Here is a 26,394-nt window from a genome sequence, read left to right as displayed (position 1 = left end):
GTATTAAATTGCTTGTGTGTTATTAATAGATCCTAACACGATTGTCACGTGGTTAGAACGTTTTCTTATTCTGTGCGCACGACCCTGTGGAGCTGGACGAAGTCTTTTCAACATCATTCCACCATCTACTGTAATCGTTTTAACAAATAAACCTGCTTCTTCCATATTAGCATCAGGGTTTTTTGCTTGCCAGTTGGCAATAACAGATAAAACCAATTTCTCTAATTTTCTTGAAGCTTCTTTAGAACTAAATCTTAAGATGTTTAATGCTCTCTCTACCTTCTGACCTCTTACCAAGTCCGCTACTAAGCGCATTTTTCTAGGTGAAGTAGGGCAGTTATTCAATTTTGCGAAAGCAATAGACTTATTAGCCTCTTTTCTCGCATCTGCTGTTTCTCTTTTACGAACTCCCATTGCTTCTTATTTTTTACCTTTATTTTTTGCTCCAGCATGACCTCTAAAAGATCTAGTTGGTGAAAACTCTCCTAATTTGTGACCTACCATGTTTTCTGTTACGTAAACTGGTACAAATTGACGACCGTTATGAACTGCGATAGTTTGTCCAACAAAGTCTGGAGTAATCATAGAAGCTCTAGACCATGTCTTTACAACTCCTTTATTCCCACCTGCGATGTTTTCCTGAACTTTCTTGTCTAACTTATAATGAACGAAAGGTCCTTTTTTTAATGAACGTGCCATATCTTAATTATTTCTTTCTACGTTCTACGATATACTTGTTACTCGGGTTTTTCTTAGAACGAGTTCTATAACCTTTTGCTGGTATTCCATTTCTTGAACGTGGATGTCCACCAGAAGAACGTCCTTCACCACCACCCATTGGGTGATCGACAGGGTTCATTGCAACAGGTCTTGTTCTAGGTCTTCTACCTAACCATCTTGTTCTACCTGCTTTACCAGATACAACTAATTGGTGGTCTGAATTAGAAACAGCTCCAATCGTAGCAGCACAAGTCAACAAGATTAATCTTGTTTCTCCTGAAGGCATTTTGATTGTTGCATATTTCCCGTCTCTTGCCATTAATTGAGCAAATGTTCCAGCAGAACGAGCAATTACTGCTCCTTGCCCTGGTCTTAACTCAATACAAGATATTACAGTTCCTAATGGAATTCTGCTTAACGGCAATGCATTACCAATTTCCGGTTGAGATTCTGGACCAGAAACTAATTTCTGACCTACTTTCAATCCGTTTTGAGCAATAACATAAGTTTTCTCACCATCAGCATAAGCTAACAATGCGATAAATGCAGTACGATTTGGATCATATTCAATTGATTTTACTGTCGCAGGAATTCCTTCCTTTGTTCTTTTGAAATCAATGATACGATATCTCTGCTTGTGACCACCACCCGTATAACGCATGGTCATCTTTCCTTGACTATTTCTACCTCCAGAGTTTTTTATCGGCGCTATCAAAGAGCGTTCCGGCTTATCAGTTGTAATGGCGTCATAACCATTCACAACTCTAAATCGCTGACCTGGGGTAATAGGTTTTAATTTTCTTACTGACATTTTTCTATCTTAGATATTGTTGTAAAAATCAATTGTTTCTCCGTCTTGTACTTGAACAATTGCTTTTTTAATTGCATTAGTCTTTCCACTGATTAAACCACTTTTAGTGTATTTTGTAGTTCTATCCGGTCTTACGTTCATCGTGTTAACACTCAAAATAGTTACACCATAAGCAGCTTCAATAGCTTTCTTAATCTCAACTTTATTTGCTTTTTTGTTAACAACGAATCCGAAGCGGTTTAAAACTTCACTTTCTTTGGTTACTTTTTCCGTTACTATAGGTTTAATTATGATACTCATATCCTATTATTTACTTAAATTTTCTTCAATTATCTCCAAAGAGCTTTCTAAAAGAACTAGGTTATTAGCATTTAATATAGCATAAGTGCTTAATTCTAAGCTACTTACAACATTAGACGCCTTTAAATTACGTGACGACAAATATACATTTTTATTCGCATCGCCCAACACAAATAGAGATTTTTTATTTTCTAACTCTAAAGCTTTCAAAACATTAATGAAATTTTTAGTGTTTGGTGTTTCAAAATTAAAGTCTTCAAGAACGATAATATTTGATTCTTTTGCTTTCATTGAGAACGCAGATTTTCTTGCTAAACGTTTCAAGCTTTTATTCAATTTAAATGAATAACTTCTTGGTCTAGGTCCAAAAACTGTTCCCCCACCTTTAAACAATGGATTCTTTGCACTACCCGCACGAGCAGTACCAGTTCCTTTTTGTTTTTTAATCTTACGTGTACTTCCCGCTACTTCAGCTCTTTCTTTTGCTTTGTGCGTTCCTTGTCTTTGATTAGCTAAATATTGCTTAACATCAAGGTATACTGCGTGATTATTTGGTTCAATTGCGAATACTGAATCAGAAAGTTCAACCTTTCTTCCAGTATCTTTTCCGTTTAAATCTAATACTTTTACTTCCATTACTTGTGAATGATTACATAAGAGTTGTTACATCCAGGAACACATCCTTTTATAACAAGTAGGTTCTTTTCAGTAACTACTTTTAAAACTCTAAGGTTTTGAACGTTTACATTTTCTCCTCCCATTCTTCCAGCCATACGCATTCCTTTGAATACTCTAGATGGATAAGAAGAAGCTCCTACAGAACCTGGCGCTCTTAAACGGTTATGTTGACCGTGAGTCGCTTGACCAACACCACCAAAACCGTGACGTTTTACAACCCCCTGAAAACCTTTACCTTTAGATACACCTTGTACATCTACAAATTCTCCTTCAACAAACATAGAAACATCTATAAGATCTCCTAGTTTTTGTTCTGTTGCAAAATTCTGGAATTCAACGACTTTTTTCTTAGCTACAGTTCCCGCTTTTTTAAAGTGACCTAAAGCCGCTTTTGTGGAATGTTTCTCGTTTTTGTCATCGAAACCTAGTTGCAACGCTTCGTACCCGTCAACACCAATGGTTCTGACTTGGGTAACAACACAAGGACCAGCTTCAATTACTGTACAAGGAATATTCTTCCCGTTTTCATCGAAAATACTAGTCATGCCGATTTTTCTACCAATTAACCCAGACATAAATATTAATTATTAATTATTAAATATAAAAATAGAACACATCATTTAAGTGGAACTCATTTTTAAAGTGGTGCAAAAGTATAACTTATTTACACACAAACCAAAAAAAATTTCCACTTAAACAAAGTGCCCTTTTTACTCTTAAGTAAATCCTTAAACTTTGATCTCTACTTCAACTCCACTAGGCAATTCTAATTTCATTAAAGCATCAATAGTTTTAGATGAAGATGAATAAATATCAATCAATCTCTTGTATGACATTACTTCAAATTGCTCTCTCGCTTTCTTGTTAACGTGCGGAGAACGTAGTACTGTAAAAAGTTTTTTGTGAGTTGGTAATGGAATTGGTCCTGTTACTACTGCACCGGTACTCTTAACCGTTTTTACAATCTTCTCAGCAGACTTGTCTACCAACATGTGATCGTAAGATTTTAGTTTTATTCTGATTTTTTGACTCATTTTCTTAAAGATTAAGCGTTTCCTTTTGCTTTTTTGATTACTGCTTCTGAAATATTAGAAGGCGTTTCCGCGTAATGTGAAAATTCCATAGTAGATGTTGCTCTACCAGATGACAGTGTTCTTAATGTTGTAACATAACCAAACATCTCTGATAATGGCACATCAGCCTTAATAGTTTTAGCACCAGCTCTATCACCCATATCATTAACCTGACCTCTACGACGGTTGATATCACCTACGATATCTCCCATGTTTTCTTCTGGCGTAATAACTTCCATTTTCATGATTGGTTCAAGAATAACAGCACCTGCAGCCTTAGCAACTTCTCTATACCCCATTCTTGCTGCTAACTCAAAAGAGAGTGCATCAGAATCGACAGGGTGAAAAGATCCATCAGTTAAAGTCACTTTTAAACTATCCACTTGATAACCAGCCAAAGGACCCGTTTTCATAGCTTCTCTAAAACCTTTTTCTACAGAAGGAATATATTCCTTAGGCACGTTACCACCTTTTACGGCGTTAACAAACTGTAAACCAACAGGAACTTTACCGTCCACTTCATCAGCTGGCTCAAGTTTAAACACGATATCACCGAATTTACCACGACCTCCTGATTGTTTTTTGTATGTTTCTCTATGAATTGCAGTTTTTGTAAAAGCTTCTTTGTATTCAACTTGAGGCTCACCTTGATTTACTTCAACTTTGAATTCACGACGCATTCTATCTACTAAGATATCTAAGTGAAGCTCACCCATACCAGAAATAATAGTTTGCCCTGAAGCCTCATCTGTTCTAACTGTAAACGTAGGATCTTCTTCAGCTAATTTAGCCAAAGCCATACCCATTTTATCCACATCAGCTTTAGTTTTAGGCTCAATTGCAATACCAATTACCGGTGCAGGGAATTTCATACTTTCTAGGATAATTGGGTGTTTTTCATCACACAATGTATCTCCAGTTTTAATATCTTTAAATCCTACTGCTGCTCCAATATCACCTGCTTCGATATAATCGATTGGGTTTTGCTTATTAGCATGCATTTGGTATATTCTCGAGATTCTTTCTTTGTTTCCTGAACGAGTGTTCAAAACATAAGAACCTGCATCTAAACGTCCTGAATAAGCACGGAAGAAAGCCAAACGTCCTACGAAAGGATCTGTAGCAATCTTAAAAGCTAAAGCAGCGAATGGCTCTTTAACATCTGGCTTACGCAAAATTTTAGTTTGATCTTCTTCTAATAATTCAGCATCATCAGGATGAATCCCTTCGATACCATCTTTATCCATTGGAGAAGGTAAGTATTTACAAACTGCATCCAACATAAATTGAACACCCTTGTTTTTAAAAGAAGAACCAGCAATCATCGGAATGATAGCCATGTCCATAACAGCCGCTCTTAATGCAATGTTGATTTCTTCCTCTGTAATAGAGTTTTCATCTTCCATGAATTTTTCAAGCAAAGTCTCATCATAATCAGCTACTGCTTCAATAAGAATCGATCTGTATTCTTTAACCTCTTCAAGCATATCTTCAGGAATAGGCACAATATCATAAGTTGCCCCTAAACCTTCCTCATGCCATACAATAGCTTGGTTCTTTACCAAATCCACAACACCTCTGAAATCATTTTCTTCACCAATTGGTAAAGTGATTGCAACTGCGTTTGATTTCAACATATCTCTTACTTGTTGACATACCATCAAAAAGTTAGATCCTTGTCTATCCATTTTGTTTACAAAACCGATACGAGGAACTCTATATTGATCCGCAAGTCTCCAGTTAGTTTCTGATTGAGGCTCAACACCATCAACAGCACTAAACAAGAACACCAAACCATCCAATACACGCAATGAACGATTCACCTCTACAGTAAAATCAACGTGTCCCGGAGTATCAATAATATTAAAGTGATAAGGCAAAGTTTCCGGTAAAGGCTTTCCTTGTGTAGTTGGAAAATTCCACTCACAAGTTGTAGCAGCAGAAGTAATTGTAATACCTCTTTCTTGCTCTTGAGCCATCCAGTCCATTGTTGCAGCACCATCGTGCACCTCACCAATTTTGTGTGATTTACCAGTATAAAAAAGAATACGTTCTGTTGTTGTTGTTTTACCAGCATCAATGTGAGCAGCAATCCCTATATTTCTTGTATATTTTAAGTCTCTAGCCATTTCTTATGAATTAAAATCTAAAGTGAGAGAATGCTTTGTTAGCTTCTGCCATTTTGTGAGTATCCATTCTTTTCTTAACAGCAGCTCCTTCTTCTTTAGCCGCAGCTAAACATTCTGAAGCTAACCTTTGAGCCATAGACTTTTCATTTCTTCTTCTTGCATAAAGTATTAACCACTTCATTGCCATAGAAATTTTTCTGTCTGGTCTAATTTGCATTGGAATTTGAAATGTAGCTCCACCTACTCTACGACTACGTACTTCTACGTGAGGCATAACGTTTGCTAAAGCATCTTTCCAAATGTCTAATGATGGTTTTTCTGCATCTTGCTTTTTTGATTCTATAATGTCAATTGCATCATAAAATACTTTAAAAGCTGTTGATTTCTTACCGTCCCACATTAAGTTGTTCACAAAACGCGTTACCAATTGGTCGTTAAACCTCGGATCTGGTAAAAGTGGTCTTTTCTTTGCCGCTCTTTTTCTCATGTCTTTTTTTTAATAAAATACTACGCCTCTACCATCACGAAAAATCGCGTTGCTACAAGAATAACGTTTTAAATTACTTTTTTGCTTCTTTTGGGCGTTTTGCTCCGTACTTAGATCTCCTTTGTGTTCTTCCTGCTACTCCTGACGTATCAAGTGCACCACGAACGATGTGATATCTAACTCCTGGTAAATCTTTTACCCTTCCACCCCTAACTAATACTATCGAGTGCTCTTGTAAATTGTGTCCTTCACCAGGGATGTATGCATTTACTTCATTACCATTTGTCAAACGTACACGCGCTACTTTACGCATTGCAGAGTTTGGTTTTTTTGGTGTTGTAGTGTAAACACGCGTACAAACCCCTCTTCTTTGAGGACAAGAATCTAAAGCAACCGATTTACTCTTCTTAGTTATCTGAGTTCTTCCTGTTCTTACTAATTGTTGAATTGTTGGCATAATTAATACTAAAAATTTATTATGTATATTTAATTCCCGCTTTTTACGGGGTTGCAAATGTATGAAATATTTTTCACTCCACAAATCTTAATTCACTAATTTTTAATTTCAGTAAACATTTGTTATTTAACGGAATAAAGAATCTACTTTATCCGTTAACCTGAAGAAACAACATAACCCCTCGAGGACTATTTTAGCATCATCAATTAGCTGTTTGATTTTTATTACAAACATTCGATATTTGCAGTACTTTTATAAAAACTTAATTCTAATTGAAATATTTCTTACTACATATCTTACTGCTTATCTTTAGCTTAAATTGCAATTCCCAAAATTTCGAATTACAATTAACAGGCAACACTATGCGCGAGACCCAAATATTAGATTCTTTAAAATATACAATAAAACACCCAAACATACAATCTGTAGCCTCGGAAATAGAAACAACCTCTACTAAATTATCAGCACTAGGATATCTTCGAAATCAAATAATTAAACAGTATAAATTAAACGACTCGATCTATTTAGCAAAATTCCATTTAGGAATAAGAATCAAATCTATACACTTATATACAGGAAAAGAAAAAATCGTCGCCGAATTGCTCTCCTTAAAAACAATCAACGACAGCATTATCGTACCATATTCAGAAATAGCAGGTTTTTTAAAACAAAACATTAACATTTTAGAAGAAAAAGGATATTCACTAGCCAAACTAAAACTAACAAATATGCAGCAAAAAGGAAATCTCCTTTTCGCAGAACTACAACTCATATCAGAAACCAAGAGAAAATTAAATGAAATTGTAATACAATATGCGAAAAATGAACAAAACAACAATTTTCCGAAAGGACATTTAATACAACTCAATCGGAAATTCAAAAATAAAACTTTCAACCAAGAAATAATAAGCAAAATACACAATGACTTTGCAAAATTTGGTTTTGTAAATCAAACAAAATACCCAGAAATACTATTTACAAAAGACACTACAAAAATCTTTGTCTATTTAGAAAAAAGAAAGTCAAATACTTTTGACGGCTTCATTGGATTCAACAATAATGATAATAAAAAAATAACATTCAACGGCTACCTCGACCTAGCTTTAGAAAACACCCTAAAAGTTGGCGAACAGTTTTCACTTTACTGGAAAAGCGATGGGAACAAACAAACAACATTTAACGCCTCAGTAGAATTGCCCTACTTATTTAAAAGTCCTATTGGACTAAAAGCACAATTAAACATTTTCAAACAAGATACTACTTTTCAAAATACCAAGACCGAAATCAACATAAGCTATTTTGTAAATTATACAACACGGCTCTATTTGGGGTACCAAACAACAACTTCAAGCGACATACAAAATATTAACAACACCATCATAAAAGATTATAAGAGTGCATTTGCAACCAGCAATTTGGAATATTCGAAATACGACTATGAAAACCCATTGTTTTTAAAAAAATCAACTCTTCTTCTTAAAATGGGTATAGGAAAAAGAGAAACAACCAATCAGACAGAAATCACAGACCAATCAAACCAATTTTTTGCAGAACTACAAGCAATGCATAACTTTTATATAAACAACAACAATAGCCTTAACATAAAAACACAAAATTATTATTTACATAGCTCCACCTATATTAACAATGAATTGTACCGCTTTGGAGGAATAAATACTATTAGAGGATTTGCAGAAAACAGCTTAGCAGCAAATTTCATGAATTCTATCCTTACAGAGTACCGCCATATGCTCTCCCCTACACTTTATGCTCATACAATACTAGATTACTGCAGGTTACAAACCCTTATCGAAGATAATAAGTTCAATAAAAACACAAATCTAGTTGGTATCGGAATTGGAATTGGCCTTAAAACCAGTAATGGGTTACTAAAAATAGCAATGGTAAATGGTAGTTCAGAACTCAAAAAAACACTGTTTTCCAACACAATCATCCATATAAGTTATAATGTTAAATTTTAACATCCCCCAAAAAAAAGCTTTTATTTTATTAGGATTGTTAACAAATTATTAAGAGTTTTGTAAAACTAATTCAAAATAATTAAAAATGAAACTAAAGTTCAATGGAATCTTAGTACTACTAGTAGTACTTATGGCGCAACTAACTTTTGCGCAAGAGAGAGCTGTGACGGGAGTTGTTTCTGACAATACAGGAATGCCTATACCAGGTGTGAGTGTATTAGTTAAAGGAACTAAATCCGGAACACAAACTGATTTTGATGGAAGATACACCATTAAAGCATCGCCAAATCAGGTATTACTTTTTAGCTACATTGGGATGAAATCTCAATCATTAGAAGCTACTTCATCATCTATCAATGTTAAAATGACAGGTAGCGCAGTAGAGCTAGAAGGAGTTGTAGTTACTGCATTAGGAATAAAAAGAGAGAAAAAATCTTTAAGCTACGCAGTACAAGAGGTTTCAGGTAGCACCCTAAGCGAAGGAGGGTCAAACAATGCAATTTCAGCTTTGTCTGGTAACGTTGCCGGTTTACAAGTAACTGCTCCATCTACAATGGGAGGTTCTACTAGAATTGTACTTAGAGGAATTGGATCTACAACAGGAGAAAACAGACCTTTAATTGTAATTGATGGTATCCCTTTAGATAACGGAAACTTCAACACAAACAATACCCAAAGAGGTGCTGGTGGTAGAGATTACGGAGATGCTTCTGCAGATATTAATCCAGACGACATCGAGTCAGTTACTGTATTAAAAGGAGGACCAGCTGCTGCTCTTTACGGAAATAGAGCAGGTAACGGTGCAATTCTTTATACTACAAAATCAGCTAAGAAAGGTAGTGGAAAAGCTGAAATATCTGTAAATACTGGAATTACATTTGAAAGTATTAACATCATGCCAAAACTACAAAACGAATATGGTGGTGGTAGCTCAACGACTTTCCAACAAGAAACTATCAATGGTCAAACCTACAACGTTGCTGACTATGCAACTGATGAAAGCTGGGGGCCTAAATATGATACAAACTTAAAATACTTACCTTGGAATGCTTTTGATCCAGAGTTTGCTGATGATTATTTAAAAGAACGCACTTGGGTAGCTCCAAAGAACGGTGTTGAATCATTCTTCAACACAGGAATTACAAGAAACAATTCTGTATCATTCACGAAGGCAGCTCTAGATTCAGGCGTTAGATTTTCTTATGCCAATCAAAAAACAGAGGGTATTATTCCAAATTCTACATTAACTAAGAACACATTTTCTCTTAATGCTAACGCAAAATTAACAGATAGGCTTAAAGTTGAAGGGATGATGACTTACGTTCAAACAAGAGGTTTTAACAGACCAGAAGTTGGATACGGTGATAATGGTTTAGCTCAAAAATTCTTTCAATGGGGTCAAAGACAACTAGACTACAACGTTCTGAAAGACTACAAATTATCTAATGGATCACAAAGATCATGGAATAGAATTGCTTTTGACAACGCTATTCCAAACTACTCAGATAATCCATATTGGATTATAAATGAGAACACTTCTGCTGATACAAGAAACAGAGTTTATGGTAATGGAAAACTTACTTATACCATCACACCTGATTTATACGCAGTAGGTAACGTATATGGAGACACTTACTCTTTAAACATCAACGAAAGAGTTGCAATTGGTTCTCAAGCGACATCTAGCTTTTCAACTACAGCAAGAACTTTAACAGATTTTAATTACGAAGGTCGTTTGCATTTCGACAAAAGACTAGATAAGTTTAGTGTAAATGCATTTGCTGGAGTTAACAGAAGAAGCTATAACTTAACAAGAGTTACTGGAGAAACTATTGGAGGATTAGTTCTTCCTAACATCTACAACTTATCGAATAGTTCAACTGCTGCACAATCAACGAATTACGAAGAGAAAACAAGAACAAATAGTGTTTACGGTTTCCTTTCATTAGGGTATGATGATTTCTTATTCTTAGAGGTAACTGATAGAAACGACTGGTTTAGTACCGTTAATAAAGATGTAAATTACGCCTCTGTAACTGGAAGTTTTATTTTTTCAGAATTAACTGATATATCTTGGTTAAATTACGGTAAGATTAGAGGAGGTTGGGCTCAAGCAGGTAATGCTACTCTTCCATACAGAACATCTGATAACGGACTAGCTGACACTCCTTATAACGGTGACATCAGATACAGCTTTCCAAATACAGCTGCTAACCCTAATTTAGTTCCTGAATTAAAAACGACTAAAGAGATTGGATTAGAATTAAGCTTATTCAACAGAAGAGTTGGATTAGACTTTTCATACTATGATGTACTTACAACTGATTTAATTACACCTGTTCAAGTTGACCCGGCAGTTGGAGGTATATTTGCACTTAAAAACGCTGGTCAATTACAAAACAAAGGTTTTGAAGCTTCATTAACTCTTAATCCAGTAAGAACAGAAGATTTTAGATGGGATATAACTTGGAACTTTGCCAAAAACAATAACAAATTACTTGAATTATCTCCTGGACTTAACGAGTTAATCATTGGTTCAGCTCCATTTCAAGCAACATTATTAGCAGTAACAGGACAACCATATGGTCAAATTTATGGAACTGACTTTACTTATGATGCTAACGGAAATAAAGTAGTTGATGCTGATGGAGCTTACATTCCTACAGCTAGAAAATCATTAGGTACAATTACGCCAGATTACAACATGGGGATTAGAAATGCCTTCAAATACAAAAACTTAACTTTCGGCTTCTTAATTGACATCCAAAAAGGAGGTAGTTATTTTTCTACTACTCACATGTGGGGTTCTTACGCAGGTATGCTAGAAGCAACAGCTGCTAATGGAATTAGAGAAAACGGAATCATTGTAGATGCAGTTTACGAAGATGGAACTAAAAACACTTCTGTTTTACCTGGCCAAGCTTGGGCTCAACAACATTACGGACTTGATGCAATGAACGTATTTGATGCTGATTACATAAAATTAAGAGAAGTTACACTTGGATACAGCGTACCTAAAAATATTATTGGTTCATTATTTACTGATGTTAGATTCTCTTTGTTTGCTAGAAACTTATTTACATGGGGATTAGCTTGGGACGGAATGGATCCAGAGATGGCATCTTATGGTAGTGGTAATACTCAAGGTCTTGAAGGTGGTTCTTTACCATCAACTAGAACATACGGAATGAATCTAGAATTTAAATTCTAAAAAAAAATCAAGATGAAAAAAATAATTATATCGATATTATCGATTACAGCGTTACTTACAACTACTGTAAGTTGTAGTGATCAATTAGAAGACTTTAACATAAATCCTAACTCTCCTGCTGTTAACAGTATTCCAGCATACGCATTCTTCAATGATGCTTCAGTCTCTCTGACAGATGACTCAAGAGGAAGCTTTTCTTCTGGGAGAATGGCGTTACCTTGGGTGCAATATTCTGCTCAAAGAAACTACACGGAGGAAGATAGGTTCCAATTTAGAGAAGGAACAAACTCAAACTTGTACAGAGATTACTATTTATTGGCAAAAGACTTTAAAACTGTAATTGATTTAAATACGAATCCTGCTACAAAAGAAGTGAATTCAACCTACGGAAATAACAACAACCAAATTGCTGCGGCAAGAGTTATGTTAGCTTATACTTTTTTGCAATTAGTAGAGGCTTATGGCGATGTTCCTTATTATTCTTACGGAAACAATGACGCAGATTTTCAAGCATTGCAATTGGCACAATTTGAAAAACCAAAATTTGTTTCTCAAGTAAAGATCTATACAGATCTTATGAAAGAATTGAAAGAAGCAGCTGCAATGGTTGTAACGACAGAGGCAAAAGTTTTTACTACAGGTGACCAACTTTTTAAAACTCCTGCAAAACTAAAAAAATTCGCAAATTCATTACGATTGCGTATTGCAAATAGAGTTAAAGGTGTAGTTCCAGGAGCTGAGGCGCATATTACGGATGCTATTGCTAGCGGAGTTATGACTTCTAACGCTGACAATGTTGGTGTTAAATATGAAGCAACTGATATTAACCCTAGTCCATTTTACAGAGACTTCTTTATTACAAACAGAACTGATTTTGCAATAGCAAATACCTTTGTTGACTTACTAAAGGGAGAGCTAGGTACTTTTGGAGTTGATCCAAGATTACAAAAGTATGCAGCACCAAAAACCGCTAGTAAAGCTTCAGTTAAAGCAAAAACATATGTGGAAACTGATGATTTGACACAATATGTTGGTATGCCTTACGGTATTACTAGTGCTCAGGCAGCTAGTCAAAGAACAGGTACTTCTTACTGGAGTTCAAATGTTTTAAAACAAGACTATACTGAGATCTTGATGGAATATGCTGAAGTAGAGTTTTTGTTATCTGAAAACAATAGTTGGAACCTAGTAAACTACCAAAAAGGAGTAAGAGCTTCTATGGAACGTTGGGGCGTTGCTACTGCAAAAATTAACACTTATGTTGCCACTTTGCTTATTGCAAACATGGAGAATGTAATTACTCAAAAATACATTGCTTTATTCATGCAACCTTACGAAGCATTTTCTGAGTACAGAAGAACTGGTTATCCAAATACTCTTCTTAAACCAGAAGGAACTTACAAATTTAACAATGCAGTTGACGGTGAAACAACGTACACTTTCAAGGCGTTAAATAACTTAACAGCTATTCCTGCAAGATTCACTTACCCAGTTAACTTATCGCAGTTAAACGGCGACAATCTTGCTGCTGCAGCTACTGCAATTGGAGGTGATAAATTAGACACAAAATTAATCTGGGCTAAACAATAATTTATAACTCAAATTAAAATATTAACCACTCCGTTCAATCGGAGTGGTTTTTTTTTATAAAAACATTATACCTATATTTGCATCATGGAAAAAGAACATCAAATATTTGGGATTAGAGCAATAATCGAGGCTATTCAAGCGGGGACAACAGTAGACAAAGTCTATATTCAAAAAGAAGCGAGCAGCGAATTGATGAAAGACTTAATGAAAGTGATGAAGCGTGCCAATGTAAACTTCTCCTATGTTCCTGTAGAAAAATTAAACAGATTAACACCTAACAACCACCAAGGCGCCGTAGCAAGTATCTCTCCTATTTCTTTTTTTGATCTAGAGACCTTGATTGATACTGTGGTTGAAAACGGAAAAAAACCATTATTCCTTATCTTGGATCAAATATCAGATGCACGTAATTTTGGTGCTATTATCAGAACAGCTGAATGTACTGGGGTAAACGGAATTATTGTTCAAAAAGCAGGATCGGCACCCGTAAATGGAGATACTGTAAAGACATCAGCAGGAGCGGTGTTTAACATCCCGATTTGTAAAGTAGAACATATAAAAGACGCCATCTTTCTTTTGCAAGCAAGTGGAATAAAAACGGTTGCCGCTACCGAAAAGACAGATACCACTATTTATGACATCTCTTTAAACGAGCCTGTAGCCATCATAATGGGATCCGAAGATCGTGGAGTAAACCCATCTGTTTTGAAAATTGTCGACGAAAAAGCAAAATTACCCATGTTTGGAACCATAGGTTCTTTAAATGTATCGGTTGCTTGTGGTGCTTTTTTATACGAAGCGGTACGACAAAGAATTTAATTCCTCCTAGCTCCCCTAGGGGAACTAGCAAATAGTAGAGTAATATATAAACGAATTAGGACTTTGGTTCTGATTCGTTTTTTTTATTTTCTACGACAGTATACGCAACAGCACAATTTGAAGTAAAATAGCTTAGATTTGACTGTGGCTCCTCCACTTCTTCTACTTTTGGCAGATTCACAAAATTACCGTTTTCGTCAAATCGTTGCATAAACTTATCCTCTGACTGATTAAAATCGCTTTTCTCCCAATCGTATTTTATTGGCTTCGTATATTCAGGCGTTTTGTAAACAAAGGAAAGCACTACTCCTGTTATCAATCCTGCTAAATGTCCTTCCCACGAAATAGTATCATCTACCTTTGGGAATACATACCAAAGAACACCTCCATATAGTATTATAACAGTTAGCGACAATGCTACTAAGCGGTAATACTGGCTCAAAATTCCTTTAAAAAAAATAAACGCCACTAAAACATATACCAACCCACTGGCACCAATATGATAATTTGACCTACCAATCAACCACGTAAGGATTCCACTAAATAAAATGCCATAGCCGATGACTGCATATGATTGTTTTGCGTAAAAAAATTGCAAAGCTGCCAACAGCACAAGCAAGGGCATTGAATTATTATAAAGATGGTTCAAATCTGAATGAATGAATGGACTAAAAAAGACACCTTGCAATCCAGATAAGGTACGCGGATAGATTCCGTTTTTATCAAAATCGAAACCAAAGCGTATTTCCAACCAATACACAAACCAAAGGAATAGCACAAAAAAAAGTGGCACGCCTACAACAGCATTAGTAAATTTAAATTGATTGTCTATCATAGTATTTTTATATCCATAACCTAACTCAAATATATATCCAAAAGCAATTTAATGCTATTTTGTCAGATAATGTGGAAACCTATCTAAAAATGAAATACACTAGCTCTTGAAATACACTATACAAAACTAGCCCAGATCGAAACGGCATCCTTTTGTTTCGTTTCTTAACGAAACAAAAGATATAGTGAAGAGCTGGAATAGCTTCAAATAAAAATAGTAATTTTACACGATGGAAGCACCATTAGCAGAACGCATACGTCCGCAAAAACTAGAAGATTACATCAGTCAATCCCATCTTGTGGGGCCAAATGGTTCATTGACGCAACAAATAGCAAAAGGAATCATCCCTTCGCTAATACTATGGGGACCACCGGGAACGGGGAAAACGACCTTAGCACAAATCATTGCGCAAGAATCAAAACGTCCTTTTTATATTTTAAGCGCCATCAATTCAGGGGTGAAGGATATTCGGGATGTCATCGAAAAAGCGAAACAGAGCGGCGGTCTTTTCACTACTAAGAATCCGATTTTATTTATAGATGAAATTCATCGTTTTAGCAAATCACAACAAGATTCTTTATTAGCCGCCGTTGAAAAAGGATGGATCACGTTAATAGGTGCCACAACCGAAAACCCGAGCTTTGAGGTTATTCCTGCCTTATTATCGCGCTGCCAAGTATATATCTTAAATGCTTTTACAAAGGACGATTTAGAGTCTTTATTACAACGCGCTTTGAAAACGGATATTTTTATGGCGTCTAAAAACATTAAATTAAAGGAAACAGAGGCGCTATTGCGACTTTCTGGCGGCGACGGACGTAAGTTATTGAATATATTTGAACTGGTCGTAAATGCCTCCGCTGAGAATGATATCATCATAACCAATGACAGGGTTTTTGAACTGGTACAGCAAAATACCGTTCTATATGACAAAAGTGGCGAACAACATTATGATATCGTTTCGGCATTTATAAAATCAATTCGGGGAAGTGATCCTAATGGAGCTGTTTATTGGCTCGCCAGAATGATAGAAGGTGGAGAAGACGTCAAATTCATAGCCAGACGTATGCTTATTCTATCAAGTGAAGATATTGGAAACGCAAACCCTACTGCTTTTATAATGGCTAACAATACTTTTCAAGCAGTTGCCACCATTGGCTACCCAGAAAGCCGAATCATCCTAAGCCAATGTGCGGTTTATTTAGCTACTTCTCCAAAAAGTAACGCTTCTTATCTAGCCATTGGAACTGCCCAACAACTCGTTAAACAGACTGGTGACCTACCCGTTCCTATCCATTTGCGAAATGCACCTACTAAACTAATGAAAGAATTAGGATATGGTGACGAGTATAAATATTCGCATGATTTTGCTAATAATTTTGCCGATCAGGAATTTTTACCTGATGCCGTCAAAAATACTCCCATATATGTTCCTGGTAACAATTCCAGAGAAAACACAACCAGAGAATTTTTAAAAAACCGTTGGAAAGACAAATATGGTTATTAATGAAAAAAGTTCTAAGAAGTACCACTTAGATGTACTTCTTAGAACCTTATTTATTTGATTTTAAATGTATTTAAAATTTAACTGGGATTTTTTCTGAAATTAAATTTTCATCTTTATAATATTGAAAAAGCCACTCTGCACCTTTAGCAATTAAAACTCCCTGATCTTCCCCTTTCTCAGCAATATAGCAACTAGGACTCGATGTTTTAAACACTTTCATGACCACTTTTGGTGTACTATCTACTAATTGATATCCATTAACGATGGGCTGCGCGTATAGGTATTTGACTCCTGTATCTGATTGATTTTCCTTACCACCAACAGCAACTTCCTCTACTGCCACTGCTCTTCCTTCGATTACTTCTTCTGCGATTGATTTAACTACGGCCTTCGATGCAGCTTTACTGTCATTATATTTATAATTTAAAGCTTGTAAAGAAGCAAAAGCCTGATTTAAGCATTCTGCATAAGCCGCTTCATAATCTTTTTCTCTGCTTTTTCCGGTAACTGATTGAAAAATGATTTTTCCATTGCAGTCTTTTAAAGTAATGAAAAGTTTAGTAACTAAAAAACCACTTTCTTTTTCCAAATCAAAATACAACAAATCACATCTTTCGCTAAACCCCTTTGGCGTTGTTTCATTGCTATAAAAAGCTTCAAAACCAGCTTTCTTTAAATTGAATTTTGACAAGGTTGTAAGACGGTACTGATTTTCTGATTTCATAAACTCATATTTCAAAGGCACAATAACCGCTTTGTAATCATTCACAGATTGAGCGAAAGAGCACACTGTAACAAATAATGCAATAAAAAGAATATACTTTTTCATAATTATAAATATTTTTTTAGTTCTAATAAATGGTTAACTTGCTTGATATCATCACCAACCTGCGTCTTATTTTCATTAAAAAAGATAGCGTCTAGTCCCATATCCAGAGCTCCTTGTATATCTGCATCCAGAGAATCGCCAATCATGATGCTATTTTCTTTTTTGGCTTTGGCCAAATCTAATGCGTATTCAAAAATAATAGGATTTGGCTTCTTAACTCCGGCCATTTCAGAATTTGTAACGGTATGAAAATAGTCATGCAACTTAGAATTTTTGATTTTTCTATGTTGCACATCTGCAAAACCATTAGTGATGATGTGCAGCTTATAATTTTCATTTAAATAGTTCAAAATTTCAAAAGTCCCATCAAACAAATGGTTATTCTCTGGCAATAATTGAATATACTCCTCGGCAATACTTTCAATTTGCGCATCAGAAACGGAATAGTTGATTGCATCAAAAGAATGCTTCAATCTATTGTAACGCAATTCCTCATGTGAAATCTTATCGTATTGATACAACTTCCAACAAGCTTGATTTATGGGCACGTATTTTTCAATGAATATCTTAATTTCTACTTCGGGGTGATTTCTTTGAAAGATCCCTTCAAAGGTCATCTCTGAATTTTTATCAAAGTCCCAAAGTGTATGATCTAAGTCAAAAAAGACATCTTTTATATTCGTAATTTTCATTATACTTTTTTTTTAAAATATTCCTTCGTCAACAAAACTAAAATAACCAAAATCAGTCACTATTAAATGATCCAATACTTTTATTTCTAGGCTGTCTCCGGCAGTTCTTAATTTCTTGGTAATTTGCTTATCTGCTTCACTTGGCACCAAAGTACCTGACGGATGGTTGTGACATAGTATTAGTCCAGTTGCTCCCATTTCAAGTGCTGTTTTAAAAACCAATCGTACATCAACCAAAGTTCCTGTTATTCCACCTTTACTCAATTGCGCTTTTGATAAAATCTTATTTGAATTATTCAAATAAACGATCCAAAATTCCTCATGCGGCAATTCACCAATTATAGGCTGCATAATCTCGAAAATCATTTTACTAGAAGTAATTTTAATCAATTCGACCGCATCTTCTGACCTTCTTCTCCTCCCTAATTCTAAAGCGGCAATAATAGAAATGGCTTTGGCCTCCCCTATCCCTTTAAAATTCATTAATTGAGAAATAGACAACTTCCCTAATGCATTCAGATTATTGTCCACACTCTTTAAAATCCTTTTACTTAAATCTACCGCCGTTTCATTCCGACTTCCAGAACCAATTAAAATAGCGATTAATTCGGCATCACTCAGCGCACTTTTGCCTTTCAGCATTAGCTTTTCACGTGGTTTATCGTCTTCGGACCAATTAGTAATAGGGAAAAAAGCGTTTTCAGACATTGGCTAATTCTTTAAATTTGTTTCCGCATGCAAATACTATTTTTCAAACCCACATAAGGCTCATAATTATCAACTATTGTATATCCACATTTCTCATACATACCAATAGCTTCTGTCTGCTTGTATAAGGTTTCTAAAACTGAAAAAGAAAAACCCAACTCCACACCTAATAGTTCTAGTTCCCGCAAGATATTTTGGGCAAAACCCTTACCTCTAGCTTCTGGCAAAACAAACATACGCTTTATTTCAATTGTATTTTCGTTCTTTTTCTTGAAACACCCACAAGCAACTGCCTTATTATCAATATATATAATGACTACATTAGGATTGATTTCTAAAATGTTATTTCCCCAATAATCCCATTTTAGCTCTGGATACCGTTCCCATAGACTTTCATCTAATACTGCTACTAAACTTATGAAATCTGTATTTTCACTGGTCGTTCTACTGATTCTTATGTCATTCTTCATTTGTAGTACCTTGAAAAATTACTCAATCAGTCCTTTTACCTCCTCAAAATTCAATCCGCCATAATTTCCTGAACTCATCAATAGCAATGCTGAATTATCCAGATTCAAATTAAATAAATAGTCTTTAAAATCTTTTGGATTTGTATAGATAATCAAGTCTTTTCTATTAAAAGCTTGTGCAATTTGATCATAAGTCACTTCTTCCAGTTGTTTGATTTTTACCGCATCTGGAGAATAGAAAACAGCGGCAACATCTGCATATTCTAATGCTCCTTCGTATTCTTTTAAAAATTCTGAATTCAAACTACTGTAGGTATGCAATTCTAAACAAGCTACTAATGTTCTATCTGGGTATTGTTCTTTTACCGCTTTAGTCGTAGCGGCCACCTTACTTGGTGAATGGGCAAAATCTTTATAGGCTACTGTAGTTTTACTTTCAGCAATTTTTTCTAATCGTTTTGAAGCTCCTTTAAAACTAGCAATCGCTTCATAGAAATCAGCTTCATCAACGCCCATATTTTGGCAAATCCATTTGGCTCCAGCCAAATTATTTAGATTATGAGCACCAAAAACTTCAATGGGCATATCTCCCTCGGGAGTTTCTAACAGAGTCGTTCCGTTCTCTACTTTATAATTTGGAGTAGTATAGGGTAATCTTCGAGTTGGGTTTATCGCTGCTTCAGCTACACGCTTCACTTCTGCATCGTCTTCATTGTAAACTAAAATACCGCCACGGGTAATTTTTTCGACAAATATCTCAAACTGTTCTACATAGTTCTCATATGTAGGAAAGACATTGATATGATCCCATGCGATTCCTGATATCAATGCGATGTTTGGTTGGTACAAATGGAATTTTGGTCTTCTATCAATTGGCGAAGACAAATACTCATCTCCTTCTAAAACGATAAAATCATTTTCTTCGGTAAGATGAACCATCGTATCAAAACCTTCTAATTGTGCCCCTACCATATAATCAACAGCAATATCATGGTAATGCATCACATGAAGAATCATCGATGTTATGGTTGTTTTACCATGAGAACCACCTATAACTACACGTGTTTTGTTTTTGGATTGTTCATATAAAAACTCAGGATAGGAATAAATTTTAAGTCCTAATTCCTGTGCTTTCAATAACTCTGGGTTATCCGCTTTAGCGTGCATTCCCAAAATTACTGCTTCAATATCATTTGTGATTTTTTCTGGGAACCAACCCAATTCAGCTGGTAAAATTCCTTTTTTATCGAGACGTGATTTAGAGGGTTCAAAGATCGCATCGTCACTTCCTGTTACTTTATATCCTTTGTTATGTAATGCTAATGCTAGGTTGTGCATAGCACTCCCTCCTATGGCGATGAAATGTGTTCTCATTTATATTAATTCGATTATGCGTTTGTACTTTAATTTAATCAGATAAAATATTATTTACTGATCTAATTTCTCTTCTTTAAGTCTTCTAAGGTTATTCTGGCTCTTTCCGGTTGATTCATCTTATTTTTATATAAGTCAGCGAGCATTTGATAGCTTCTTACAGAGCCCCCAATAGCAATTGCTTTTTTGTATTGTAACTCTGCTGAATGATATCTTTTATAATATTCTTCGATACGGCCTCTTGACATATAACCATCAATTGGCGACAACTTTAACAATTCATTCGAATATCGTATAGCCTTACCTTCACTTCCTCCCACAATCCTTGGCAATTTCATGTACAATTCAACCAAAGCCCATCTGGAATCAATATGTCCTGGGTCCAGTTTTATTGCTTTTTCGAAAGATTCTCTAATCTCGTCGATCATTCCAAGCGCTCTAAATTTATTTACTTCCAAAGCACGCATCCCAGTTGCACCTCCATATTTATAAAAATAATTTGCCTCCGTAGGCTTTAAATCCTTCAGTTTTTCATAATAACGGATTGCTTCTTCCCACGACTTAAGACTTCCTGCGATATCACCCAAATACTCAATTATTTTTAAATTAGTTGGATCCGTTTTTAACAATACTTCAAAAATGGGTTGCGCCTGTTCGTACTTCTCCTCTTTGAATAATTTTTCTGCTTTGTCAAAATTAGATTGCGACCAAATCATCATTGGAAAGAATAAAAAGAGTAATACAATTTGTTTCATTTTTCAAAAATAAGGAAATTTTAAAGGATTAGAAAAGTTTTAACAAACTTATAAAAATAGGCTGCCCGAATTGAAATTGTAATGAAATGGAAAACTTAAAACAATCCTAAGATAACATGGGGCATGTAAATTTACAACCGAAATCTGTCCTAATACAGATCTAAAAAACATTTCAATAACGCATACTTACCTAACCTGAAATTTTGATCTAATTTATTACAATAACGATATATGAAAATATTTTACGCAATTCAAGCTACCGGTAACGGACATATAAGTAGAGCTATACAACTGTACCCTTATTTAAAGAAATTCGGATCTGTAGACTTTTTTTTAAGTGGCAATAATGCAACTTTAGACATTGAGCTGCCTATAAAATTTAAAAGCAAAGGATGTAGCCTTCATTACAGCAAATGTGGCGGTCTCGATTACTGGGACATTGTAAAAAATATCAGACCTCGACAAATGTATAAAGAAGCTGATGCACTTCCTTTAAAAGCGTATGACGTCGTTATCAATGATTTTGATTCCATTACTTCCCTTGCCTGTAAATTACAAAATGTACACTCGGTACAATTTGGACATCAAGCCAGTTTTATTTCTAAAGAAACACCTAGACCGGAGAAAAAAAGTCTGATGGGGGAAATGATACTAAAACACTACGCTTCTTCGTCCAAAAATATTGGATTACACTTTAAAAAATACGACTCCTTTATCCTTCCGCCCATTATAAAAGACAATATAATAGAAGCTACACCTACAAATTTAAATCACCTCACCGTCTACCTTCCCTCGTTTGACAAAGATTGTTTAGAAAAAGCGTTCAATAAAGTAAGCGACGTACAATTTCATTGGTTTCTCAGTGATGTTACAGTCACGCATACCATTGGCAATATCACGTATTACCCCGTACATCAAAAAAGCTTCAATAAAAGTCTAATAAGCTGCCACGGTATAATAACAGGTGGCGGATTTGAAACTCCGGCTGAGGCATTATACCTCGAGAAGAAAATACTTAGCATCCCCATAAGGAATCACTATGAACAAGAATGCAATGCCGCGGCATTAAAAAAACTGGGCGTTCCAGTTGTTTATGAGGTAGACGATGACTTTAATTTAATAATCGAGAACTGGCTAAACACTGAAACTTTAAACCCTCAAATAAAAGCCAATAACATTCCTGAAACATTGCAATATCTATTTGACACTTACAAAGACTAAGAAACTCCCGACTACTTTTTATTTGGGGCTGTCCCGCTAAAAAGCGGGTCGGGCTATTCGCTACAATCTTTTTTAGGGCAAAAAAAGCCCTTAAAAAAGGATTTTCACTACTATCCCTCATCCAAAAAAAAAACCACTAACAAGTCAATACTTATTAGTGGTTTTTAATATAATCAGACTTTAGATTAATCATTCAACATTTTCCAAAGTTTGTCTTTCAATTCTGTTAATCCTTGCTGGGCAACAGAGGAAATAAACATATAAGGAATACCTTTGAAGGAAACGTCTAATTCTTCTTTCAGTTCTGCTTTTAGATCATCGTCCAGCATATCACATTTAGAGATAACAACCATACGTTCTTTATCAAGCATTTCTGGGTTGTACTTTGTTAGTTCGTTTACCAAAATATCATACTCTCCTTTAATATCTGGCGTATCCACAGGAACTAAGAATAATAGCGTTGAATTTCTTTCGATATGTCTCAAGAAATAATGTCCTAATCCTTTTCCTTCTGCAGCACCTTCTATAATCCCCGGAATATCTGCAATTACAAAAGATTGAAAATCTCTGTAGGCTACAATTCCAAGATTTGGTTTTAAAGTTGTAAACGGATAATCAGCAATTTTTGGTTTAGCTGATGTTAGAACAGACAATAGTGTTGATTTTCCTGCATTTGGGAAACCTACTAAACCTACATCTGCTAAAACTTTAAGCTCTAGAATTACGTCCATCTCCGTTCCTGGTAATCCAGGTTGCGAATATCTTGGAGTTTGGTTTGTAGAACTTCTAAAGTGCCAGTTTCCTAAACCTCCTTTACCCCCTCTGGACAAGACTTGTTTCTCTCCATCATCAGTGATTTCAAACAAGGTTTCACCAGTTTCTTTGTCTTTTACAACAGTACCTAAGGGCACTTCAATGAATTTATCTTCACCATCAGCTCCTGTACTTCTGTCCCCACTACCATCACCGCCGCTTCCAGCTTTGATATGACGTGCAAACTTAAGGTGAAATAAAGTCCAAAGTCCTTTGTTTCCTACTAGATATACGTGTCCCCCACGACCTCCATCACCTCCATCAGGACCTCCCTTTTCAATAAATTTCTCTCTATGTAAATGCGTAGATCCTTTTCCTCCTTTACCGGATGAAACAAATATTTTTACGTAATCTACAAAATTTCCCTCTGTCATCTTTTAAATATTCAATGTTGAGCTGCAGTATTCAGCACTTTTTTAACACTTTAAACACTGCAAACTATTTTATATTCGCAATGATTTCACCATTACTTTATCAATCTTTATGCCATCCATATCAATGACTTCTAACTCAAATTTTTGCCAAATTAGCTTCTCTCCTTGTTTTGGAATATGCGAGAGTTCCGTCATGATTAAACCACTAACGGTAGTTACATCATAATCCCCTACCAAATCATCCAATTCAAAATACGTAAGAAAATCATGTAACGAATAATGTCCGTCCACTAACCAAGTTCCGTCTTCTCTCTCTACCAACTGAAAATCATCTTTATAAAAATCAGATGCGTTTCCTACTAGTGCTTCCAGAATATCGTTTAAAGTGATTACCCCTTGAAAAACACCATATTCATCAGATACAAAGGCATAATGAATACCCGTTTTCTTAAACTTCTCCAGCGCTTTATAAGCAGTGGTATACTCCATCATAAAAGGAGCATCAGTCATAATATCTTTTAAATTAAAATCTTCATCATCTATATGAGCAAAGATATTTTTTAAGTTTACAACCCCTACAATATCATCATCATCCTTATCATAAACAGGATATATCGAGTGTAACTCCTCAAGCATGGCTTTCTTTACTTCGCTTTTTCCAGAATGCAACGGTATAAAAACAACTGATTTCCTGTGAGTCATCAATGAATTTATTTTTCGGTCACCAATATGAAAAACACGCTCTACAATGTCTTGTTCTATTTCTTGAACTTCTCCACCTTCAGTACCTTCTTTAATGATGGCTTTAATTTCCTCTTCGGTTACTTTACCATCTGCAGTCGGTCTTATTTGCAATACCCTTAATAAAAACTCTGTTGAATGCGTCAATAACCAAATAAATGGCGCCGTAACAATTGAAACATACTTCATAGGCATCGCTACTTTCTTAGCAATGGCTTCTGGATGGTTTAGCCCAATTCTTTTAGGAAGTAACTCCCCTAAAACCAATGAAAAAAAAGTTAATACTACTACTACAACTCCTACTGCTATAGAAGCGGCATACGGTTTCAATATTACAAAACCAGCGACGAATGTTTGTACATCTGTCGTTATTTTATCTCCACTATATATACCCGTAAGAATCCCTATTAGGGTTATTCCTATTTGTACAGTAGATAAAAATTTATTGGGAGCATTAGCCAAATCCAATGCGGCTTGAGCACTTTTACTCCCTTTTTTTGCTGATGTTTCTAATCTATTCTTTCTGGCAGATATCAATGCTATCTCCGACATGGAAAAAACTCCGTTCAATAGAATTAGAAAAAGTATTATTAGTATCTCCATATATTTTTTGGCACAGATGACAGTGAATCTCGCCTTTTAGGTCGAGAGTAGCGTACAGCGGGAAATGCCTCTTACAAATTATCAATAACGGTACTTAAACGCTCCGTAATTTCTTGAATACTTCCTATTCCGTTAACGGCATAAAACTTCCCTTGCTCATTGTAATACTGCATCAAAGGCGCTGTTTTTTCATTATATTCTTGGTAACGATTTCTAATTTTATCTTCATCCTGATCATCAATTCTTCCACTTGTTTTTCCTCTTTCGAGCAAACGTTGAATCAAAATTTCATCATCAGCTTCTAATGCTACCGTAGCAGTAACTTTAGAATTAATCGATTTCATAAACTCGTCTAAAGCAGTAGCCTGTGAAATCGTTCTTGGATATCCATCAAATAAAATACCATTCGTATCCGGGTGTTTGTTCACCTCATCAATAAGCATCTTAGTTGTCAATTCGTCAGGCACTAAATCTCCTGCATCCATAAAAACTCGGGCTTGTTTCCCTAACTCCGTATCGTTTTTTAAATTAAAACGAAAAACATCACCAGTAGAAATGTGAGTTAATTTATATTTTTCTTTCAAAAATTCTGCTTGAGTACCTTTTCCCGCTCCTGGTTTTCCAAATAAGACAATGTTGATCATAATGTGTGTTGAGTAGTTGTAGTTATTGTTTTAGTTTATATACTTCTGGTAAATTTCTTCCTAATCCATCATAATCAAGACCAAAACCTACTATAAATTTATTTGGAATTCTGATTCCAACATAATCGATTTTGATATCTTTTTTGTAGGCTTCTGGTTTAAAGAAAAGAGTTGCTATTTTAAAATGCTTTACATTTTGCGCTTTGAATAATTCTTTTAATTCCACCAATGTATTACCCGTATCAACGATATCTTCGATAATAACAACAGAGCGTCCTGTCAAGTCTTGGTTCAAGCCGATTAGCTGTTTTACTTCATTTGTCGAAGAGGTTCCTTCATAAGAAGCCATTTTTAAAAAACTAACTTCGCAGGGCTTTTTATAGGCTTTCATAAAGTCAGAAACAACCATGAAAGCACCATTTAAAACCCCTACAAATACAGGAATTTCATCGCCAAAATCGGCTTCTACTTGCGCTGCCATTTTTGTTATTGCAAACTCTATTTCTTTAGCAGAAATAAACGGAACAAATTGTTTATCGTGAAGTTGAATCATTATTATCCTATTTAAAAT

27 protein-coding genes are annotated in these 26,394 nt (G+C 35.3%); 6 read left to right on the top strand and 21 right to left on the bottom strand.

The window, feature by feature from the left end:
- Nucleotides 1-3 precede the first annotated feature (3 nt).
- The 10 genes from rplV to rpsL all read right to left on the bottom strand — a co-directional run bounded on the left by rplV (nucleotide 4) and on the right by rpsL (nucleotide 6,655).
- Complete coding sequence (rplV, locus tag AC4PRO_RS10110) at nucleotides 4-414, bottom strand: 50S ribosomal protein L22 (RefSeq protein ID WP_007136561.1); 411 nt, start codon at nucleotides 412-414, stop codon at nucleotides 4-6.
- Nucleotides 415-420: 6 nt separating this feature from the next.
- Nucleotides 421-699, bottom strand: a complete 279-nt coding sequence (rpsS, locus tag AC4PRO_RS10105) for a 30S ribosomal protein S19 (RefSeq protein ID WP_007136562.1) — start codon at nucleotides 697-699, stop codon at nucleotides 421-423.
- Between the two features lie 7 nt (nucleotides 700-706).
- A complete protein-coding gene (gene rplB / locus AC4PRO_RS10100) occupies nucleotides 707-1,531 on the bottom strand; it encodes a 50S ribosomal protein L2 (protein ID WP_074724343.1) in 825 nt (274 codons plus the stop codon).
- A gap of 9 nt (nucleotides 1,532-1,540) precedes the next feature.
- Nucleotides 1,541-1,831 (bottom strand): 50S ribosomal protein L23, encoded by a 291-nt coding sequence (gene rplW, locus AC4PRO_RS10095; RefSeq protein ID WP_074724344.1) that lies wholly within the window; start codon nucleotides 1,829-1,831, stop codon nucleotides 1,541-1,543.
- Between the two features lie 6 nt (nucleotides 1,832-1,837).
- Nucleotides 1,838-2,467, bottom strand: a complete 630-nt coding sequence (rplD, locus tag AC4PRO_RS10090) for a 50S ribosomal protein L4 (RefSeq protein ID WP_492117270.1) — start codon at nucleotides 2,465-2,467, stop codon at nucleotides 1,838-1,840.
- The gene (rplC, locus tag AC4PRO_RS10085; RefSeq protein ID WP_074724346.1) at nucleotides 2,467-3,084 is read right to left on the bottom strand and encodes a 50S ribosomal protein L3; all 618 of its coding nucleotides are present in this window, start codon (nucleotides 3,082-3,084) and stop codon (nucleotides 2,467-2,469) included. The genes rplD and rplC overlap by 1 nt, the downstream gene beginning before the upstream one ends.
- A gap of 153 nt (nucleotides 3,085-3,237) precedes the next feature.
- The gene (gene rpsJ, locus AC4PRO_RS10080; protein WP_011963470.1) at nucleotides 3,238-3,543 is read right to left on the bottom strand and encodes a 30S ribosomal protein S10; all 306 of its coding nucleotides are present in this window, start codon (nucleotides 3,541-3,543) and stop codon (nucleotides 3,238-3,240) included.
- Between the two features lie 11 nt (nucleotides 3,544-3,554).
- Nucleotides 3,555-5,711, bottom strand: coding sequence for an elongation factor G (gene fusA / locus AC4PRO_RS10075; protein WP_074724347.1), 2,157 nt, complete (start codon nucleotides 5,709-5,711; stop codon nucleotides 3,555-3,557).
- Between the two features lie 10 nt (nucleotides 5,712-5,721).
- Nucleotides 5,722-6,198: a 30S ribosomal protein S7 gene (gene rpsG, locus AC4PRO_RS10070; protein ID WP_074724348.1), complete on the bottom strand. Its 477-nt coding sequence runs from the start codon at nucleotides 6,196-6,198 to the stop codon at nucleotides 5,722-5,724.
- Between the two features lie 73 nt (nucleotides 6,199-6,271).
- Entirely contained in the window at nucleotides 6,272-6,655 is a 384-nt protein-coding gene (gene rpsL / locus AC4PRO_RS10065; protein ID WP_007136570.1) for a 30S ribosomal protein S12, read from the bottom strand.
- Between the two features lie 362 nt (nucleotides 6,656-7,017).
- Here rpsL and AC4PRO_RS10060 point away from each other — a divergent pair, with 362 nt between their 5' ends.
- The 4 genes from AC4PRO_RS10060 (at nucleotide 7,018) to rlmB (ending at nucleotide 14,257) form a co-directional block, all read left to right on the top strand.
- A complete protein-coding gene (locus AC4PRO_RS10060) occupies nucleotides 7,018-8,637 on the top strand; it encodes a BamA/TamA family outer membrane protein (RefSeq protein ID WP_492117269.1) in 1,620 nt (539 codons plus the stop codon).
- Between the two features lie 85 nt (nucleotides 8,638-8,722).
- Nucleotides 8,723-11,848, top strand: a complete 3,126-nt coding sequence (locus AC4PRO_RS10055) for a SusC/RagA family TonB-linked outer membrane protein (protein WP_492117268.1) — start codon at nucleotides 8,723-8,725, stop codon at nucleotides 11,846-11,848.
- A gap of 12 nt (nucleotides 11,849-11,860) precedes the next feature.
- Nucleotides 11,861-13,438: a SusD/RagB family nutrient-binding outer membrane lipoprotein gene (locus tag AC4PRO_RS10050; protein ID WP_492117267.1), complete on the top strand. Its 1,578-nt coding sequence runs from the start codon at nucleotides 11,861-11,863 to the stop codon at nucleotides 13,436-13,438.
- 84 nt (nucleotides 13,439-13,522) lie between these two features.
- Complete coding sequence (rlmB, locus tag AC4PRO_RS10045) at nucleotides 13,523-14,257, top strand: 23S rRNA (guanosine(2251)-2'-O)-methyltransferase RlmB (protein WP_492117266.1); 735 nt, start codon at nucleotides 13,523-13,525, stop codon at nucleotides 14,255-14,257.
- A 55-nt stretch (nucleotides 14,258-14,312) separates the two neighbouring features.
- Here rlmB and AC4PRO_RS10040 read toward each other — a convergent pair whose 3' ends face one another.
- The gene (locus tag AC4PRO_RS10040; protein WP_492117265.1) at nucleotides 14,313-15,092 is read right to left on the bottom strand and encodes a rhomboid family intramembrane serine protease; all 780 of its coding nucleotides are present in this window, start codon (nucleotides 15,090-15,092) and stop codon (nucleotides 14,313-14,315) included.
- Between the two features lie 229 nt (nucleotides 15,093-15,321).
- Here AC4PRO_RS10040 and AC4PRO_RS10035 point away from each other — a divergent pair, with 229 nt between their 5' ends.
- Entirely contained in the window at nucleotides 15,322-16,599 is a 1,278-nt protein-coding gene (locus tag AC4PRO_RS10035) for a replication-associated recombination protein A (protein WP_492117264.1), read from the top strand.
- A 70-nt stretch (nucleotides 16,600-16,669) separates the two neighbouring features.
- On the opposite strand, the gene AC4PRO_RS10030 is transcribed toward AC4PRO_RS10035, so the two are convergent.
- From AC4PRO_RS10030 to AC4PRO_RS10005, 6 genes are all read right to left on the bottom strand, one after another.
- Entirely contained in the window at nucleotides 16,670-17,428 is a 759-nt protein-coding gene (locus AC4PRO_RS10030) for a hypothetical protein (RefSeq protein WP_492117263.1), read from the bottom strand.
- 2 nt (nucleotides 17,429-17,430) lie between these two features.
- Nucleotides 17,431-18,120: a YjjG family noncanonical pyrimidine nucleotidase gene (locus AC4PRO_RS10025; RefSeq protein ID WP_074724356.1), complete on the bottom strand. Its 690-nt coding sequence runs from the start codon at nucleotides 18,118-18,120 to the stop codon at nucleotides 17,431-17,433.
- A gap of 12 nt (nucleotides 18,121-18,132) precedes the next feature.
- A complete protein-coding gene (gene radC / locus AC4PRO_RS10020) occupies nucleotides 18,133-18,828 on the bottom strand; it encodes a RadC family protein (protein ID WP_074724357.1) in 696 nt (231 codons plus the stop codon).
- 11 nt (nucleotides 18,829-18,839) lie between these two features.
- Nucleotides 18,840-19,298 (bottom strand): GNAT family N-acetyltransferase, encoded by a 459-nt coding sequence (locus AC4PRO_RS10015; RefSeq protein WP_492117262.1) that lies wholly within the window; start codon nucleotides 19,296-19,298, stop codon nucleotides 18,840-18,842.
- Nucleotides 19,299-19,316: 18 nt separating this feature from the next.
- Nucleotides 19,317-20,672 (bottom strand): UDP-N-acetylmuramate--L-alanine ligase, encoded by a 1,356-nt coding sequence (locus tag AC4PRO_RS10010; protein WP_492117261.1) that lies wholly within the window; start codon nucleotides 20,670-20,672, stop codon nucleotides 19,317-19,319.
- 62 nt (nucleotides 20,673-20,734) lie between these two features.
- Nucleotides 20,735-21,427, bottom strand: coding sequence for a tetratricopeptide repeat protein (locus tag AC4PRO_RS10005; RefSeq protein WP_492117260.1), 693 nt, complete (start codon nucleotides 21,425-21,427; stop codon nucleotides 20,735-20,737).
- A gap of 231 nt (nucleotides 21,428-21,658) precedes the next feature.
- On the opposite strand from AC4PRO_RS10005, the gene AC4PRO_RS10000 reads away from it, so the two are divergent.
- Complete coding sequence (locus AC4PRO_RS10000; protein WP_492117259.1) at nucleotides 21,659-22,648, top strand: glycosyltransferase family protein; 990 nt, start codon at nucleotides 21,659-21,661, stop codon at nucleotides 22,646-22,648.
- Nucleotides 22,649-22,833: 185 nt separating this feature from the next.
- On the opposite strand, the gene obgE is transcribed toward AC4PRO_RS10000, so the two are convergent.
- The 4 genes from obgE to hpt all read right to left on the bottom strand — a co-directional run bounded on the left by obgE (nucleotide 22,834) and on the right by hpt (nucleotide 26,376).
- Nucleotides 22,834-23,835, bottom strand: coding sequence for a GTPase ObgE (gene obgE, locus AC4PRO_RS09995; protein WP_492117258.1), 1,002 nt, complete (start codon nucleotides 23,833-23,835; stop codon nucleotides 22,834-22,836).
- A 69-nt stretch (nucleotides 23,836-23,904) separates the two neighbouring features.
- Complete coding sequence (locus AC4PRO_RS09990) at nucleotides 23,905-25,128, bottom strand: hemolysin family protein (protein WP_245744989.1); 1,224 nt, start codon at nucleotides 25,126-25,128, stop codon at nucleotides 23,905-23,907.
- A 122-nt stretch (nucleotides 25,129-25,250) separates the two neighbouring features.
- On the bottom strand, nucleotides 25,251-25,823 hold the full coding sequence (locus AC4PRO_RS09985; protein WP_492117257.1) for an adenylate kinase: 573 nt from the start codon (nucleotides 25,821-25,823) through the stop codon (nucleotides 25,251-25,253).
- A 22-nt stretch (nucleotides 25,824-25,845) separates the two neighbouring features.
- Entirely contained in the window at nucleotides 25,846-26,376 is a 531-nt protein-coding gene (gene hpt / locus AC4PRO_RS09980; protein WP_492117256.1) for a hypoxanthine phosphoribosyltransferase, read from the bottom strand.
- Between the last annotated feature and the right edge of the window lie 18 nt (nucleotides 26,377-26,394).

The sequence above is a fragment of the Flavobacterium sp. DW-iso2 genome (assembly GCF_058725285.1).
Note: the sequence above shows the minus strand (reverse complement) of the source record. Positions and strands in the feature narration are given on the sequence as shown.

Coding starts and splice junctions, on each gene's coding strand:
- AC4PRO_RS09985 (WP_492117257.1), bottom strand. CDS start 25,823: ATGATCAACATTGTCTTATTTGGAAAACCAGGAGCGGGAAAAGGTACT.
- radC (WP_074724357.1), bottom strand. CDS start 18,828: ATGTCTGAAAACGCTTTTTTCCCTATTACTAATTGGTCCGAAGACGAT.
- hpt (WP_492117256.1), bottom strand. CDS start 26,376: ATGATTCAACTTCACGATAAACAATTTGTTCCGTTTATTTCTGCTAAA.
- AC4PRO_RS09990 (WP_245744989.1), bottom strand. CDS start 25,128: ATGTCGGAGATAGCATTGATATCTGCCAGAAAGAATAGATTAGAAACA.
- rplD (WP_492117270.1), bottom strand. CDS start 2,467: ATGGAAGTAAAAGTATTAGATTTAAACGGAAAAGATACTGGAAGAAAG.
- rpsS (WP_007136562.1), bottom strand. CDS start 699: ATGGCACGTTCATTAAAAAAAGGACCTTTCGTTCATTATAAGTTAGAC.
- AC4PRO_RS10030 (WP_492117263.1), bottom strand. CDS start 17,428: ATGAAAAAGTATATTCTTTTTATTGCATTATTTGTTACAGTGTGCTCT.
- AC4PRO_RS10050 (WP_492117267.1), top strand. CDS start 11,861: ATGAAAAAAATAATTATATCGATATTATCGATTACAGCGTTACTTACA.
- AC4PRO_RS10025 (WP_074724356.1), bottom strand. CDS start 18,120: ATGAAAATTACGAATATAAAAGATGTCTTTTTTGACTTAGATCATACA.
- rpsL (WP_007136570.1), bottom strand. CDS start 6,655: ATGCCAACAATTCAACAATTAGTAAGAACAGGAAGAACTCAGATAACT.
- obgE (WP_492117258.1), bottom strand. CDS start 23,835: ATGACAGAGGGAAATTTTGTAGATTACGTAAAAATATTTGTTTCATCC.
- AC4PRO_RS10005 (WP_492117260.1), bottom strand. CDS start 21,427: ATGAAACAAATTGTATTACTCTTTTTATTCTTTCCAATGATGATTTGG.
- AC4PRO_RS10010 (WP_492117261.1), bottom strand. CDS start 20,672: ATGAGAACACATTTCATCGCCATAGGAGGGAGTGCTATGCACAACCTA.
- rplW (WP_074724344.1), bottom strand. CDS start 1,831: ATGAGTATCATAATTAAACCTATAGTAACGGAAAAAGTAACCAAAGAA.
- AC4PRO_RS10015 (WP_492117262.1), bottom strand. CDS start 19,298: ATGAAGAATGACATAAGAATCAGTAGAACGACCAGTGAAAATACAGAT.
- fusA (WP_074724347.1), bottom strand. CDS start 5,711: ATGGCTAGAGACTTAAAATATACAAGAAATATAGGGATTGCTGCTCAC.
- rpsG (WP_074724348.1), bottom strand. CDS start 6,198: ATGAGAAAAAGAGCGGCAAAGAAAAGACCACTTTTACCAGATCCGAGG.
- AC4PRO_RS10040 (WP_492117265.1), bottom strand. CDS start 15,092: ATGATAGACAATCAATTTAAATTTACTAATGCTGTTGTAGGCGTGCCA.
- rplV (WP_007136561.1), bottom strand. CDS start 414: ATGGGAGTTCGTAAAAGAGAAACAGCAGATGCGAGAAAAGAGGCTAAT.
- rplB (WP_074724343.1), bottom strand. CDS start 1,531: ATGTCAGTAAGAAAATTAAAACCTATTACCCCAGGTCAGCGATTTAGA.
- rlmB (WP_492117266.1), top strand. CDS start 13,523: ATGGAAAAAGAACATCAAATATTTGGGATTAGAGCAATAATCGAGGCT.
- AC4PRO_RS10055 (WP_492117268.1), top strand. CDS start 8,723: ATGAAACTAAAGTTCAATGGAATCTTAGTACTACTAGTAGTACTTATG.
- AC4PRO_RS10035 (WP_492117264.1), top strand. CDS start 15,322: ATGGAAGCACCATTAGCAGAACGCATACGTCCGCAAAAACTAGAAGAT.
- AC4PRO_RS10000 (WP_492117259.1), top strand. CDS start 21,659: ATGAAAATATTTTACGCAATTCAAGCTACCGGTAACGGACATATAAGT.
- AC4PRO_RS10060 (WP_492117269.1), top strand. CDS start 7,018: ATGCGCGAGACCCAAATATTAGATTCTTTAAAATATACAATAAAACAC.
- rplC (WP_074724346.1), bottom strand. CDS start 3,084: ATGTCTGGGTTAATTGGTAGAAAAATCGGCATGACTAGTATTTTCGAT.
- rpsJ (WP_011963470.1), bottom strand. CDS start 3,543: ATGAGTCAAAAAATCAGAATAAAACTAAAATCTTACGATCACATGTTG.